The sequence below is a fragment of the Sphingomonas sp. PAMC 26621 genome, from assembly GCF_000251145.1.
In the GTDB taxonomy this organism is placed as follows: Bacteria; Pseudomonadota; Alphaproteobacteria; order Sphingomonadales; family Sphingomonadaceae; genus Sphingomonas.
Genome location: NZ_AIDW01000050.1, coordinates 1 through 12,512 on the forward strand (window position 1 = coordinate 1; position 12,512 = coordinate 12,512).

A 12,512-nucleotide genomic window follows, 5' to 3' on the forward strand; every position below is an offset into this window, starting at 1 on the left:
GTTGATGCGGGCCTGACGATATGAAGATAGCCCCGATCGGGGCCATCTTCATATCGTTGTCGTCGTCGATCAGGCGGTGGTGATCTCGCCGGTTTCAAGGTCGATGATCTCGGTGGCCTGGTTTTGCTCCGCCCTGGCGGCAGAGCGCCGACGCCCGGCCGACTGCTTCAGCCGATTCCGTTTTCCACCCGATTGCACCATTTGCCCTTTCGATTTCCGAAACTGCGGACATCCAAAAATGTGCTTTGAACTGTGCACCAACCTTTAGCACAGGTGCGTTCGGACGAACCGAGAGCTGCGAATCTCCGTGGGTTCTAGCGCTCTCGTATTGTGGAACGGATTCCCGTCACCCGGTCCTAATTTGTAGCCGGCCTTCGAACGGCGATGTCTGACATTAGTTGATAGTGGGCCTGTTCGCAGGCCTACCTTCGAGACCGGATCTACCGGTGGATGCACGGTCGGACAGACTGCTGAACGAACTGGGGCGAGATGGTCCTGAAGTCTGGAGCATTCAGACTGACCGAGCATCTTCTCTTGGCGGCGATCGCGTCCGGCCGCGACGATCCGGCCAACGGTGCCAGCACTACCGCGTCGACGTCCCTCTCGATCATCTACAAGCCCGACGCATGAATCCCACCGCCGGTTTACACATTGGCGCTCAGGCGGTGACCACGTTCTGCTGGAACTGTGCGAAGCCGCTATGACGCCGGCAAAGCGATCTTACCAAGGTAGAGCCATCGATCTGCCCGTTGTCCTTATTGCTGCACTCGCCGCGGTCGACGTATCGATCCCGGCGTTCCTGATGCGTATTCAGGTCGGATCCATCTGGCAGGACGAGGCGCTACGTTCACCGGATCGACGGATCGCCATCCAGGCGCACCTGCCTCCGGATGGCCTACGTTGCGTCATCAGGCTTGCACCCCAGACGTTCTACCATTTTCCGGCCGACCGGATAAACGCGCATGCAGCAACGCTGCCGTCGACCGCGATGGCGTTGGTCAACGTGCCAATCAGACAGATCCTTGCGCACGACCTGCTGCTTGATGATGGGATCATGGTGCGCCGTATCGACGTTCTGGATTCTGTGACACCAGCTATGGGCCTCTGCCTGCAGCTTGAGATGCCGCACGTCAGCGTCATGATGCCGCAGGACCCCTGAAGGCGAGTGCGGTAAACGTTCAGTGGCTGTTGTTGAGAACCTCGCGGACCGAGGCGACGTCGCCCCTGCAGATGTGCAGGTCCGTGCTGCAGATCGTCGTCCGGGTAATCCGGACGATGGCAACGGTCGGGTCGCGAAGCTCTGGTTTTGCGTGCTCCTCATACGCTTTGAGGTCCGGCGCTACACAAGTCACGTATCAGGCAAGTTGAGCCGGATCGATCCGGAGGGCGATGACGACGCCCTCGCCTGACCAGTCGTACTCGATCGAACCGCCAAGTTGTCCGGCCATGCTGCGCTTGATCAAGGTACTGCCAAAGCCTTCGGCGCCTTGCGGAGCGATCACTGGCGGCCCGCCCCGCTCGGTCCAGAGAAGTACGAAGCCTTGCGCCTCGATCCGCTGCGAAAGATCAAGAGTGCCACTCGCGGTCGAAAGCGCGCCGTACTTCAGCGAATTGGTCGCAAGCTCATGAATCACCAGCGCGAGCGTGGTCGCAGCGCGTTCGCCGACGCGCATCCTCGGCACGGCGACACGCACACGTCCGCTAAAGGCGCCCTCGTCATCATAAGGGGCAAGCAGGACGGCGAGCAGGTCACCCAGCAAAGCACCGTCCACGTTACCGCCCGGCACGGGTCGTGTCAGGTCGTGAGCGCGACCGAGGGCGACCAGTCGCTGAGTCAATGCCTTGGCCATTTCGGGTGCAGACTTCGATGACCGGGCCGTGATTTCCGTCAAACCCGATGCGATCGCCAGCAAATTCTTGACCCGGTGGCTCATCTCCCCAGCCAGCAGTTCATGGCTCTCCTCGGCCTGCTTTCGGGCGCTGACGTCGAGGAAGATGCCGAAGATCACGCGATCGACGATACCGATGTCGTCGCCCTTTCCGCGCGCGGAAATCCATCGCACGTCGTCCCTGATCATGATGCGAAAATCGATCTCGTAAGCGCCCAGAACCGCGCGCGTCGCATCGAACGCAGCGCGTACCCGATCCCTGTCCAATGGATGGATATGAACCGAGAGATCCTCGAACGTTACCGCCCCACCGGGCGTGACGCCCCAGAGTTCGAACGCCCGATCGTCCATCTCGAACAAATCGTTGTCGACGTTCCAGGACCAGAGAGCAACGCCCGCTGCCTCGACGGCGAGCCTCAGCCGTTTGGCACCCCAGAATGATGAAACGCGATCGTCGGGGCTCTCGGTGATAGGGTATTCCTCCGGTTGATGCCGATCATGTATCACGCTGCGGTGTAAAGAGCCCACGGTTATGGGTCCGAAAGGCTTTTAATCGCGATCACACGGCCACCGCCTCAGGCGCAACCCGTTCAGGACAATCAGCAGTGGTGACAATTCCATGGTGGTGCTGGCAAGCATCGGGAAGGACGTCCTACGCTTGGTCGACAGTTGCGCTCCGACGGTGGAGATGCGTAGTTTCCGATCCTGCCCTCTCCGCCTCAAATTCCCCAGGAACGGATGAAGTGATCGCGAATGCAGCGACACGGGAGATCAGGCGTGACCTATTCGACCTTGATGGTGCATCTCGATGGCGCGCAACCGAACGCGGCCGTGCTGGACGTAACGGCAACGCTTGCGAAGCAATACGATGCCAGGGTGATTGGAATCGCGGCGTGTGAACCCGTCCAGCTCGGCGTCGCAGACGGATACATGGACGGCCAGTTCGCCGTGCTCGAGCGCGACATCGTAAACGACGAACTGGCGCACGCGAAGGTCGAATTCCACGCCCACGCCGGGTTGCGATCCCATGTTCTCGAATGGCGATCGATCCCGACGCTGGAGAACGTCGCGCATACCATCGCGACGCAGGCGCGCTGCGCTGACCTGCTGATCACTGGCGTGGGGCCGGTGCCGGGCGACCTCTCTACGCATGCCGACACCGGCGACCTGATTCTGCGCGCCGGCCGTCCCGTGCTGGTCGTCCCGCACGCCAACGTCACGGGGGATTTTCGCAATGTCGTCATAGCGTGGACCGACACGCGCGAATGCCGGCGCGCGGTTACGGACGCGCTGCCGATTCTCCATGGCGCCGACCGTGTGACGCTCGTCGAAGCCAGCAACGATCCCGTTGGCGCGCGTGAAGGCATCGAAGACCTTGCTGGTTGGCTAGACCGGCATGGGATCGGCGCGGACCACATCGTCTCGCGGATGAAGGGGTCCGGTTCGCAGACGCTGGCGGCGATCGCGACCGAAATCGAGGCGGATCTCGTCGTAGCCGGCGCCTATGGGCATAGCCGCATTCGGGAATGGGCCTTCGGTGGCGTCACCCGCGACCTGTTGCTGCACGAGCGGCGCTGTACGCTGCTGTCTCACTGAGCCCGCCATCATGCATGCGATGATCCTGAAGGCGATCGGTCGCCCGCTAGAGTGGAGCGAGTTACCGGATCGCCAGCCAGGCCCAGGACAGATCCGGGTCAAGGTGTCGGCCTGCGGCGTATGCCGCACCGATCTCCACGTGGTAGACGGCGAGCTGGCGGCGCCACAGGTGCCGATCATACCGGGCCACGAGATCGTCGGGCGCATCGACGCGCTCGGCGCGGGGGTCGACGCACTGCGGATCGGCGAACGCGTTGGCGTGCCGTGGCTGGGCTATACCTGCGGCGTCTGCCCCTATTGCCGGATGCACGCGGAGAATCTGTGCGATCGGCCGCTCTTCACCGGCTACACCCGCGACGGTGGCTTCGCGACCGCGGTGGTGGCAGACGCGCGGTATGCCTTCCCGCTCGGCGAGGACGGTGACGACGCGGCACTTGCTCCCCTCCTCTGCGCGGGTTTGATCGGCTGGCGATCACTTGGAAAAACCGGCAAGGCAAGGAGGCTCGGCCTCTACGGCTTCGGCGCGTCTGCCCACATCGTCGCGCAGGTCGCCGCGTGGCAGGGTCGATTGGTCTATGCGTTCACCAAGCCGGGCGACCTGAAGACGCAGGACTTCGCTCGGTCACTGGGCGCGGTGTGGGCTGGCGGGTCCGATGAGATGCCACCCGAGCCGCTCGACGCCGCTATCCTCTTCGCCACCGTCGGCGATCTGGTGCCGCTCGCGCTCAAGGCCGTCCGCAAGGGCGGACGGGTGGTGTGCGCCGGAATCCACATGAGTGATATCCCTAGTTTCCCGTACAGCCAGCTGTGGGAAGAGCGCGAGATCGCATCCGTCGCCAATCTCACCCGCCAGGATGGGCTGACCTTTTTGAAGCTGGTCCCGGAGATCGGCATCGTCACCACGATCCATCGCTATCCGCTGCAGCAGGCGAACGAAGCGCTCGGGGACCTGCGTGAGGGCCGCTTCGACGGCGCCGCCGTCCTCCTTCCCTGACGCCGCAGCGAGCGAGGTTGCTGTTAGCGGCTAGTGCGTAGTTCCCGATGGGCTCGGACCGCCCGCATATTGGGTAGTCAGCGTCGCGTTGATCGAACGTGTGACGATCCCAATTCCTGCTGTCCCGAGCCGATCCAGGCCGCGATCCCCCTTTCCGAGGCAACCATCATGACCCTGGCGCCACTACACTGGGACGAAGAGGCGGACGTCGTCGTCGTCGGTTACGGCTTTGCCGGGGCGACGGCGGCCATGACGGCCCATGACGCTGGAGCCAAGGTGCTGCTGCTCGAAAAGGCGCCGGAAATTCACAAGGGCGGAAACAGCCGTGTCTCCGCCAACATCGTGTTCTGGCCGGACGATGTCGACAAGGGCAAGGCGTACTTCCGGGCGATGGCCGGCCCATTCATGGACGACATCCCGGAAGAAATGCTGGACGTCTGGGCCAGAGAGATGTTCGCGAACAAGGCGTGGCTCGAGGGCTTGGGGATGACGCCCGTCGAGATCCCCTATGTCGAGTTCCCCGATTTCGCAGGCGCCGAATGCGTCAGGGTCCTATTGAACGGTGAAGGGCCTATCGGCGGTGAGCGGTTGTGGAACCTGATCGAAGCTTCGGTCGAAGCGCGCCGCATTGATACGCGGTACGAGACGGCGGTGATCCATCTGGTCCAGGAAGAGCGGGAAATCCTCGGCGTCATCGCTGAACGGCAGGGAAAGCGCGTCGCGATCCGGGCTAACCGCGGTGTCGTTCTGACCTGCGGCGGCTTCGAGAACAATCCCGCGATGATCCGCAACTATGTAAGCGGGCTGCCCAGGGTATTCCCGGTCGGCTCGCCCTACAACACGGGCGATGGCATCCGCATGGCGCAGGAGATCGGCGCCGACCTGTGGCACATGAACAATGTTTCCGGGCCCATATTGTCCTTCAAGGCGGAGGAAATCCCGGTCGCCCAGTGGCTGAACCTGCCCCATGGGCAGAGCTACATCTTCGTCGGCGCGGACGGCACCCGGTTCACGATGGAGGGCGAGCCGTGCTCGGTTGGCGACGCCCATGGCAAGGTCAAGCGACATGGCCAATGGGGCCAGCAAACACTGCCCCTGCCGATCTACATGATATTCGACGAAGTTTACCGGACTGCCGGACATATCGGGAAGGCGGATGCGGATTGGGACGTCAGTCATGGCAACCGGTACGATTGGAGCGACGACAATCTTCGCGAGGTGGCGAAAGGCTGGATCAATACCGCGGGAACAGTGCGCGAACTGGCCAGCCTGATTGACGTTTCTGCCGAAGCGCTCGAAGGCACCGTCGCGCGCTTCAACGCGTCGGCAAAAGACGGTGACGATCCAGATTGGGGTCGGGGTCGGGCGACGCTCGCGCCCATCGAGACCGGCCCGTTCTATGCGATGGAATTGACGCCGGCGCTCGTGAACACGCAGGGCGGACCTAGGCGGAACGCTCAGGCGCAGATCGTCGGCACCGATGGCGAACCGATCGGTCGGCTTTTCTCGGCAGGTGAACTCGGCTCGATCTACTCGTTCCTCTATCAGGGCGGCGGCAACATCGCGGAATGCTTCGCCTTCGGCCGGGTGGCGGGACGCAACGCGGCGCAAGGTATATCCGACAGCGGCGCTTCCCAGTCGTGACCGATATCCTCGACTGCCTCGTCATCGGCGGCGGCCCGGCCGGGTTGACCGCCGCGATCTACCTGGGAAGGTTCAGACGAAGCACCCTGGTCATCGACAAGGGATGGAGCCGCGCCAAGTGGATCACCCTCAGCCATAATCTGCCAGGCTTCTCCGAAGGCATCTCAGGAGCCGCCCTGCTGGAGCGGATGCGCGACCAGGCCCGTCAATATGGCGCAGTTTTGAAGCACGGCACAGTCGAGCGACTGCACCCCCCTGCAGATGACCTGTTCGTCGCCGATATGGACGGCACCACCATTGTCGCGCGTACGGTCTTGCTCGCGGCGGGTGTGATCGAGAACAACCCGCCCCTCCCTCATGTCGCAGATGCCGTGAAGAACGGTCTCATCCGCACGTGCCCCATCTGCGATGGCTTCGAGGCGATCGGCAAGACGATTGCGGTGCTTGGCGACGGAGAGCATGCCGCCGCCGAAGCGTTGTTCCTGCGAACCTTCTCGTCGCACGTCAGCTTGTTGCTGCCCCTCGACGATGCGGATCTCAAACCCGAAACGCGTTCCGCGCTGCTGGCGGCGAACGTCGATACCTACTGCGTCGCGATCGGCTCGGTCACGATCGAGCTCGACGGTGTGACGGCGGTGGGCGTTGGCGATGGACTCCCACACCGTTTCGACATGGTCTATTCGGCATTCGGTATCGTCCCCCAGACCATGTTGGCGATCGAGGCCGGCGCAAAGGTGGACTCCGCCAGTCGGCTCCTCACCGATGACCACCAGGAAACAACGACCCGCGGTCTCTTCGCGGCTGGCGATCTGGTGCGCGGCCTTAATCAGATCGCCGTAGCCGAGGGCGAAGCCGCTATCGCCGCGACTGCGATCCATAATCGATTGGCGAGATCAGTAGCCTAAATTATCGCGTAAATGTGTAGAAACCACAATATGACGTCGTCCCTGGAAAGCCGACTACATCTCCGACTGAAGAGAAAGAGATGGCGACCATGACCCAGGCGTTTCAAAAGTATCTCGAGCCGCTGATCGCAATGAATCATAGGGTTTCTATCGGTGGTGGTGTGCTAGCAATGGTTTTGATCGGCGAGTGCGCGATAACGATTATGAAGCCGTTCGCCTAACATGGGTCAAATAGCCCCGTTGAACGTTGACGGGTTACGGGTTGCCGACGCTTCGGGAACGTGCCGGACCAAAGGCAGACGTTTTGATGAGCCATTGCTACGCCCTTCGACCAGTCGAACCTCCGGTATGAGTGGCGACCGGTCCTATGCTGCTCGAGAAGCCGCTGATGCCACCGCACGTCAAAATGCGGCGATGGCGGAGGAGCTGGGGCTTTTGATCGACGGGGCAACGAACTATGCGATCTACATGTTGGACCCAGAAGGTCGCGTGACGCTCTGGAACCTCGGCGCGGAGCGAATCAAGGGCTGGACCGAAGTAGAAATTATCGGTTCGAACTTCGCAAAATTTTACCTGCCCGAGGACGCTGCTGGCGGTAAGCCGGCCGACGATCTAGCGCGAGCATCAGCCCGCGGGCGCATCGAGGAAGAAAGCTGGCGGATCCGCAAGGACGGCTCGGAATTCCTGGCCAACGTTACGATCACCGCACTACGAAATGATGCCGGCGAACTGCGTGGATTCGGCAAGGTGATCCGGGACATCACGGATCAGAAGGCCGCAGAAGCGGCGCTGGTACGACGCGAGCATCATCTGCGATCGATCCTCGCCACCGTGCCCGACGCGATGATCGTCATGGCCGAAGACGGCATCGTGACGTCGTTTAGCACGGCTGCCGAGCAGGTATTTGGCTACGCGAAAGCGGATGTTGTCGGGCGCAACGTGGACATGCTCATGCCACCAAGCGAACAGCGAAATCATGACGATCACATGCGCAGCTACCTGCGGACCGGCATACAGCATGTCATCGGCCAGGTCCGCATTGCCACTGCGCAGCGCGCCAACGGCGAGATCTTCCCAATCGAACTGGCGGTAGGCGAGGCGGTGATCGCGGGCGAGCGCATCTTCACCGGTTTCGTCCGCGACCTTACCAATCGCCAGCGGACCGAGCGCAAGGTCAAGGAACTCCAGTCCGAGCTAATCCACGTCTCGCGCGTGAGCGCGATGGGCACGATGGCCTCGACGCTCGCCCACGAGATCAACCAGCCGCTGACGGCGATTACCAACTATCTCGAGACGACCCGCGCGATGATCGGCGATACCGACGACGGATTGCTTGGCGAGATCGCTGAGGCGCTCGACCTTGCCGCCGCGCAGTCGCTTCGCGCAGGGACGATCGTGCGCCGGCTCCGTGCCTTCGTCGATGGCGGCGATACCGGCTTCCAGATCGAGCGGCTCGATGAGCTCGTCGAGGAAGCGACCAGCCTGGGACTGCTCGGCGCGCACGAGGCGGGAATCGAAGTGGTCATGACGATTGCCGCTGGCCTCGACAAAGTCAGGGTCGACCGGGTCCAGATCCAGCAGGTGCTGGTCAATCTGATCCGTAACGCGATACAGTCGATGGCCGCGTCGCTGACCAAGACGCTGACGATCGCGACGGCACCCGATCGTGCAGGGTGGGTGCGGGTCACCGTCGCGGATACGGGCGCTGGCCTCGACCCGGACATCCGCGACCGGCTATTCGAGGCCTTCGCGACGACGAAGGAGGACGGCATGGGACTTGGTCTGTCGATCTGCCGCACGATCGTAGAAGCGCATGGCGGCCGGATCTGGGCGGAGGCGGCACCGGGTGGTGGAACGGCGTTCCACTTCTGCGTGCCGCTCGCAGGAGACGAGCCAGCGATAGGAGACGAGATTGTCTGATCCTGCACGCACCATCCATATCGTCGATGATGACGACGCGATCCGTCAATCCCTTGGCTTCATGCTGCGCAAGGCGGGCCATGTTGTGGAGACCTACTCCTCGGGCACCGAATTCTTGAAGACCACCACCCGTGCAACGCAAGGATGCGTGTTGCTGGACGTCCGGATGCCCGAGATCGATGGACTTGAGGTTCAAGCGCGTCTGGGCGCGCAGGGCATCATGCTACCGGTCATCATGCTGACAGGTCACGGCGACGTCACGCTCGCTGTGCGTGCCGTAAAGGCAGGAGCGATTGAATTTCTTGAGAAGCCGTTCGAGCGGTCAGCGCTGCTGCAAGCGGTCGACGAAGCCCTCGATCAGGCCCGCCGCAACGATCGCAGCCAACTCGCGGCGAGCGAGGCGGTCGTATGCTTGGCAGCGCTGTCGCCTCGGGAGCGCGATGTCCTGAACGGAATGGTGCTCGGGCGGCCAAACAAGCTGATCGCGTTTGATCTCGGGATCTCGATGCGAACCGTCGAGGCTCACCGTGCCAACCTGATGGAGAAGCTGTCTGCACGTAGCTTGTCGGATGTGCTGCGGATCGCCTTTGCAGCCGGCCTAGGCGAAGCAGTCTAACGCCCGACGCCCCTCATCCGTAAATGCTGATCGCACCGATGAGCGATGATCGACAAGCTGTAGAGCGACTTAGTCTGACTGGCGCATAGCGATTTCCTAATATGCCTCAGGTTCTGGCCAGTCGTGCTGATTTCGGCAGCTGGCAGTCGATCATTTCCGACACAATGTCTGCCATGCTGGAGAGCTGACGCAGGGCACCGGGAGAGATTACGCGCGCCTTCACGTCGATCAGGCACAGCGCTCCGATGCGGGTGCCGTCGCTCGCGAGCACAGGGTGGCCGGCATAGCTTCGGATGTAAGGCGCCCCCGTAACCATCGGATTGGCGGCGAACCGGCTGTCCTCCGCCGCGTTGGCGACCACGAACGTGCCGTCCTGACTGATGGTATAGTTGCAGAATGCCTGCTCTCTGGGCGTGCTTTCGACCGCGATGCCCTCGGCCGACTTGATCCATTGCGTGTGCTTGTCGATGAACGTCAGCAGGCAGACCGGAAAACCGGTCGCAACCGCAAGGTGCTTCGTGACCAAGTCGAACTTGCGCTCGTGCACCGCGTTGGCGAGTTGGGAGCGGCCGAGGATGTCCAGGCGACGATCTTCATCCGTTGGCACGGGGAAACCGAATTCGATACATGCCCGTTCTCCGAGCGTCGACCGTCTTACGACGGCTTTCGGTTCAGGACGCCCAGCCGCGATGGTGCGGGCGCAATCATGCTGAAAAGCGCTATAAGTTGCATTCATGCTATTGAAAAAACGACCCGGATCGTCGGCAAGCTCATGCTTGCTCAAACAGGCCGACGCCCCTCGCTCTTTCAGTTTGGCACAAATCATGACGTTCTTGGCGGCTTTGTCCGAGACGACAATGACGCAGGTCCGGCAGGGAAATCCGATCATCTCCAGCAGGGCCGCTCCATCAATATAGGGCATACACAAGTCGATCGTCGCGATTTCGGGTTTGAGAAGGGTGATCATATCAGCCCCAGACTGCGCATCCCCTGCCACGCCCACTACGCTGAAATCTTCCCGTTCGCTGAATGCGTTCTCCAGTATCGCCTGCATGGTTCGCGAGTCATCAATGATGACAACTCGCCTCTTCGTTCGAGGCTTGCTCGTCATTATGTGTCCTAACAATCGACAACAGGTTCCTGAAACGGCTTCTTGTTCGAAGCACATTAAGCTGTATCTCAGCATCGTCCCGGTCTTTCCGGATCGTACCCTGCCTTCGGATCGAGGTTCCTCTCCGCAAGCAGCGTTGGTCGGGATCGCTGATCGCGGACCGATTTGGAGAAATACGATTTAACCCGCGTTTTGCACCGCGAATTGATGAATCAGGTTCGCAAGGCGCTTAGCAGACGGGCTGCGGCTTTTTGCAAGCGGGGCGTCGAGAAGCTCGCGGACATGACGATCCACGAATTGGACGCGACCGGAATAGGCCATGCTCCACTTGGCGAAGCGACGTTCGATGATAGGAGATCGATCGGCGACGATGATGCCTGTGTGTCGGGGATCGGTGATGATCGATGTCATTATCCAGTCGACCGCCTCGACAGATCCTTCCAAGATTTGAGCGAAGTTCGATCCGGTGAAGATCAGCGCACCCGTCAGGCCCATCTGGGGATTCGTTCGATGCGCCTTTTCGACGATGTCCGCGACCGCCGCCTCTGCACACGAGGCATTGACGGTGCTGCGACTGACGTGGAGCAAGGACAGTAAGCTCATTTGTCTACCGTCCTTCCCACGCCAAGAGCCGGCTTTGCGCAGTCATTGCGGCGTTCAGTCGCGATATCGCGCGAGCGGCGATACGGGGTGGGTCGCTCCGATGAAGAACGCGGCCCACCCTCGTAAGGTCATCGATCCAGCAGCCAATGGTGTCGGACGCCGGATCGTAGCAGATCAGACGACGATCAGGTCGTTCTCGACCGACGTGGCGCCGGGCGCTGCCCAGGCGGTCGACGCCGCTGTCTGACGCTCCAGCCACGACCCGACGGTTCCGGTCAGTTTGACCCTTCCGTCCTGCGCGGTAACATGAACCTCCTCCGCATCAAAAAAGACCGAGCGGTGAAGGGCGTGCTGGATATCGTCGCTGAGATTGGCGGTATCGACGTGAGGCTTGATCGTGATCTGGTTCGAGACGCCGAGTACGCCCATCAGACTTCGGACTTCACGTTCGGCGGCTTCCTTCTGGAAGTGCCAGATGACCTGCCCGGTGAGCGTCAGCCAGCCTTTCTCGACCTTCACTTGCACGGAGTCGCGCGGCGTGCCGGTATCCCAGGCGAGCCGATTGACTGCAGCAGCTGCGATGTCGGCATCGTCGCGCTTGATCTCGAAGGGAAGACGGACCTCGATTTCCTCGGCAACGGCTTTGACGCCCTTGACGCGGCCGGTCGCCAGTTCGGCGGCATTCTTCTGACCGTAGCTCTGGACGTGGCCGGTTAGGGTAACGGTGCCGTTCTCAGCGGTCACCCCGATATGAGCGGCGGTGATGCTGGGTTCCCATTTGAGTTCAGCCAATACTACCTGCTGCAGTTGATCGTCATTCGACATAGTCTGTCTCCAGATTTGGGATGGTCCGACAACACTACGCTCGCACTACCTTTTGCGGTACCATCGGGAACTACGCAGTTCAGGCGATGATGACTTTACCCGTCATGTGGACTCGCGCGGGTAAATAAATATAATGTATGATATATCTAATATCGTGAGATCAGCCACCCGGTGATGTTTGTCACCCCTCTTGCATCGTCGTCGTATAGAGCCTGGGTGTTGTCAGGTCTCTCATAAATCTCCAGCACGAACGTCGCCAGCAGCGCCTGAAGCTAGGGTCAGGACCCATTGATCTGAGCGGCTCGATCTGATTCAGGCTCCGTGAGGAGACCGAGGATGAGCGACCTGTACTGGCTGACCGACGAGCAGATGGCGCGGCTCGAGCCGTATTTTCCCAAGAGCCATGGCA

The 12,512-nt window shown here is 61.3% G+C and carries 13 protein-coding genes; 8 read left to right on the top strand and 5 right to left on the bottom strand.

Annotation, left to right across the window (positions count from 1 at the left end; genetic code table 11):
* Positions 1 to 69: 69 nt before the first annotated feature.
* A complete protein-coding gene (locus tag RI03_RS25185) occupies positions 70 to 201 on the bottom strand; it encodes a hypothetical protein (RefSeq protein ID WP_274517576.1) in 132 nt (43 codons plus the stop codon).
* A gap of 499 nt (positions 202 to 700) precedes the next feature.
* Here RI03_RS25185 and RI03_RS20190 point away from each other — a divergent pair, with 499 nt between their 5' ends.
* Positions 701 to 1,159, top strand: coding sequence for a hypothetical protein (locus tag RI03_RS20190; RefSeq protein WP_010219542.1), 459 nt, complete (start codon positions 701 to 703; stop codon positions 1,157 to 1,159).
* 196 nt (positions 1,160 to 1,355) lie between these two features.
* On the opposite strand, the gene RI03_RS20195 is transcribed toward RI03_RS20190, so the two are convergent.
* Complete coding sequence (locus RI03_RS20195; RefSeq protein ID WP_010219544.1) at positions 1,356 to 2,396, bottom strand: sensor histidine kinase; 1,041 nt, start codon at positions 2,394 to 2,396, stop codon at positions 1,356 to 1,358.
* Between the two features lie 270 nt (positions 2,397 to 2,666).
* Between RI03_RS20195 and RI03_RS20200 the strand changes: the two genes are divergently transcribed.
* The 7 genes from RI03_RS20200 to RI03_RS20225 all read left to right on the top strand — a co-directional run bounded on the left by RI03_RS20200 (position 2,667) and on the right by RI03_RS20225 (position 9,564).
* Complete coding sequence (locus tag RI03_RS20200) at positions 2,667 to 3,485, top strand: universal stress protein (protein WP_010219545.1); 819 nt, start codon at positions 2,667 to 2,669, stop codon at positions 3,483 to 3,485.
* Between the two features lie 10 nt (positions 3,486 to 3,495).
* Positions 3,496 to 4,479 carry a zinc-dependent alcohol dehydrogenase family protein gene (locus RI03_RS20205; RefSeq protein WP_010219546.1) on the top strand — a complete coding sequence of 328 codons (984 nt, stop codon included), beginning with the start codon at positions 3,496 to 3,498 and terminating at the stop codon, positions 4,477 to 4,479.
* A gap of 168 nt (positions 4,480 to 4,647) precedes the next feature.
* Positions 4,648 to 6,123, top strand: coding sequence for an FAD-dependent oxidoreductase (locus RI03_RS20210; protein WP_010219547.1), 1,476 nt, complete (start codon positions 4,648 to 4,650; stop codon positions 6,121 to 6,123).
* Entirely contained in the window at positions 6,120 to 7,028 is a 909-nt protein-coding gene (locus RI03_RS20215; protein WP_010219548.1) for an NAD(P)/FAD-dependent oxidoreductase, read from the top strand. The genes RI03_RS20210 and RI03_RS20215 overlap by 4 nt, the downstream gene beginning before the upstream one ends.
* An 80-nt stretch (positions 7,029 to 7,108) precedes the next feature.
* On the top strand, positions 7,109 to 7,249 hold the full coding sequence (locus RI03_RS24220; RefSeq protein ID WP_170318434.1) for a hypothetical protein: 141 nt from the start codon (positions 7,109 to 7,111) through the stop codon (positions 7,247 to 7,249).
* Between the two features lie 19 nt (positions 7,250 to 7,268).
* Complete coding sequence (locus RI03_RS20220; protein WP_238542477.1) at positions 7,269 to 8,948, top strand: PAS domain-containing sensor histidine kinase; 1,680 nt, start codon at positions 7,269 to 7,271, stop codon at positions 8,946 to 8,948.
* Entirely contained in the window at positions 8,941 to 9,564 is a 624-nt protein-coding gene (locus RI03_RS20225) for a response regulator transcription factor (protein ID WP_010219551.1), read from the top strand. The genes RI03_RS20220 and RI03_RS20225 overlap by 8 nt, the downstream gene beginning before the upstream one ends.
* A 106-nt stretch (positions 9,565 to 9,670) precedes the next feature.
* Here the strand turns inward: RI03_RS20225 and RI03_RS22440 are convergent, their stop codons facing one another.
* The 3 genes from RI03_RS22440 to RI03_RS20240 form a co-directional block, all read right to left on the bottom strand.
* Positions 9,671 to 10,675 carry a response regulator gene (locus RI03_RS22440; protein ID WP_051007320.1) on the bottom strand — a complete coding sequence of 335 codons (1,005 nt, stop codon included), beginning with the start codon at positions 10,673 to 10,675 and terminating at the stop codon, positions 9,671 to 9,673.
* Between the two features lie 180 nt (positions 10,676 to 10,855).
* The gene (locus RI03_RS20235) at positions 10,856 to 11,278 is read right to left on the bottom strand and encodes a BLUF domain-containing protein (RefSeq protein ID WP_010219555.1); all 423 of its coding nucleotides are present in this window, start codon (positions 11,276 to 11,278) and stop codon (positions 10,856 to 10,858) included.
* Positions 11,279 to 11,452: 174 nt separating this feature from the next.
* Entirely contained in the window at positions 11,453 to 12,103 is a 651-nt protein-coding gene (locus RI03_RS20240; protein WP_010219556.1) for a BON domain-containing protein, read from the bottom strand.
* Positions 12,104 to 12,512: the final 409 nt, after the last annotated feature.

What these genes read in the sequence shown, in the direction of transcription:
- RI03_RS25185 (WP_274517576.1), bottom strand. Translation starts at nt 201, where the DNA reads ATGGTGCAATCGGGTGGAAAACGGAATCGGCTGAAGCAGTCGGCCGGG.
- RI03_RS20190 (WP_010219542.1), top strand. Translation starts at nt 701, where the DNA reads ATGACGCCGGCAAAGCGATCTTACCAAGGTAGAGCCATCGATCTGCCC.
- RI03_RS20205 (WP_010219546.1), top strand. Translation starts at nt 3,496, where the DNA reads ATGCATGCGATGATCCTGAAGGCGATCGGTCGCCCGCTAGAGTGGAGC.
- RI03_RS20210 (WP_010219547.1), top strand. Translation starts at nt 4,648, where the DNA reads ATGACCCTGGCGCCACTACACTGGGACGAAGAGGCGGACGTCGTCGTC.
- RI03_RS24220 (WP_170318434.1), top strand. Translation starts at nt 7,109, where the DNA reads ATGGCGACCATGACCCAGGCGTTTCAAAAGTATCTCGAGCCGCTGATC.
- RI03_RS22440 (WP_051007320.1), bottom strand. Translation starts at nt 10,675, where the DNA reads ATGACGAGCAAGCCTCGAACGAAGAGGCGAGTTGTCATCATTGATGAC.
- RI03_RS20235 (WP_010219555.1), bottom strand. Translation starts at nt 11,278, where the DNA reads ATGAGCTTACTGTCCTTGCTCCACGTCAGTCGCAGCACCGTCAATGCC.
- RI03_RS20240 (WP_010219556.1), bottom strand. Translation starts at nt 12,103, where the DNA reads ATGTCGAATGACGATCAACTGCAGCAGGTAGTATTGGCTGAACTCAAA.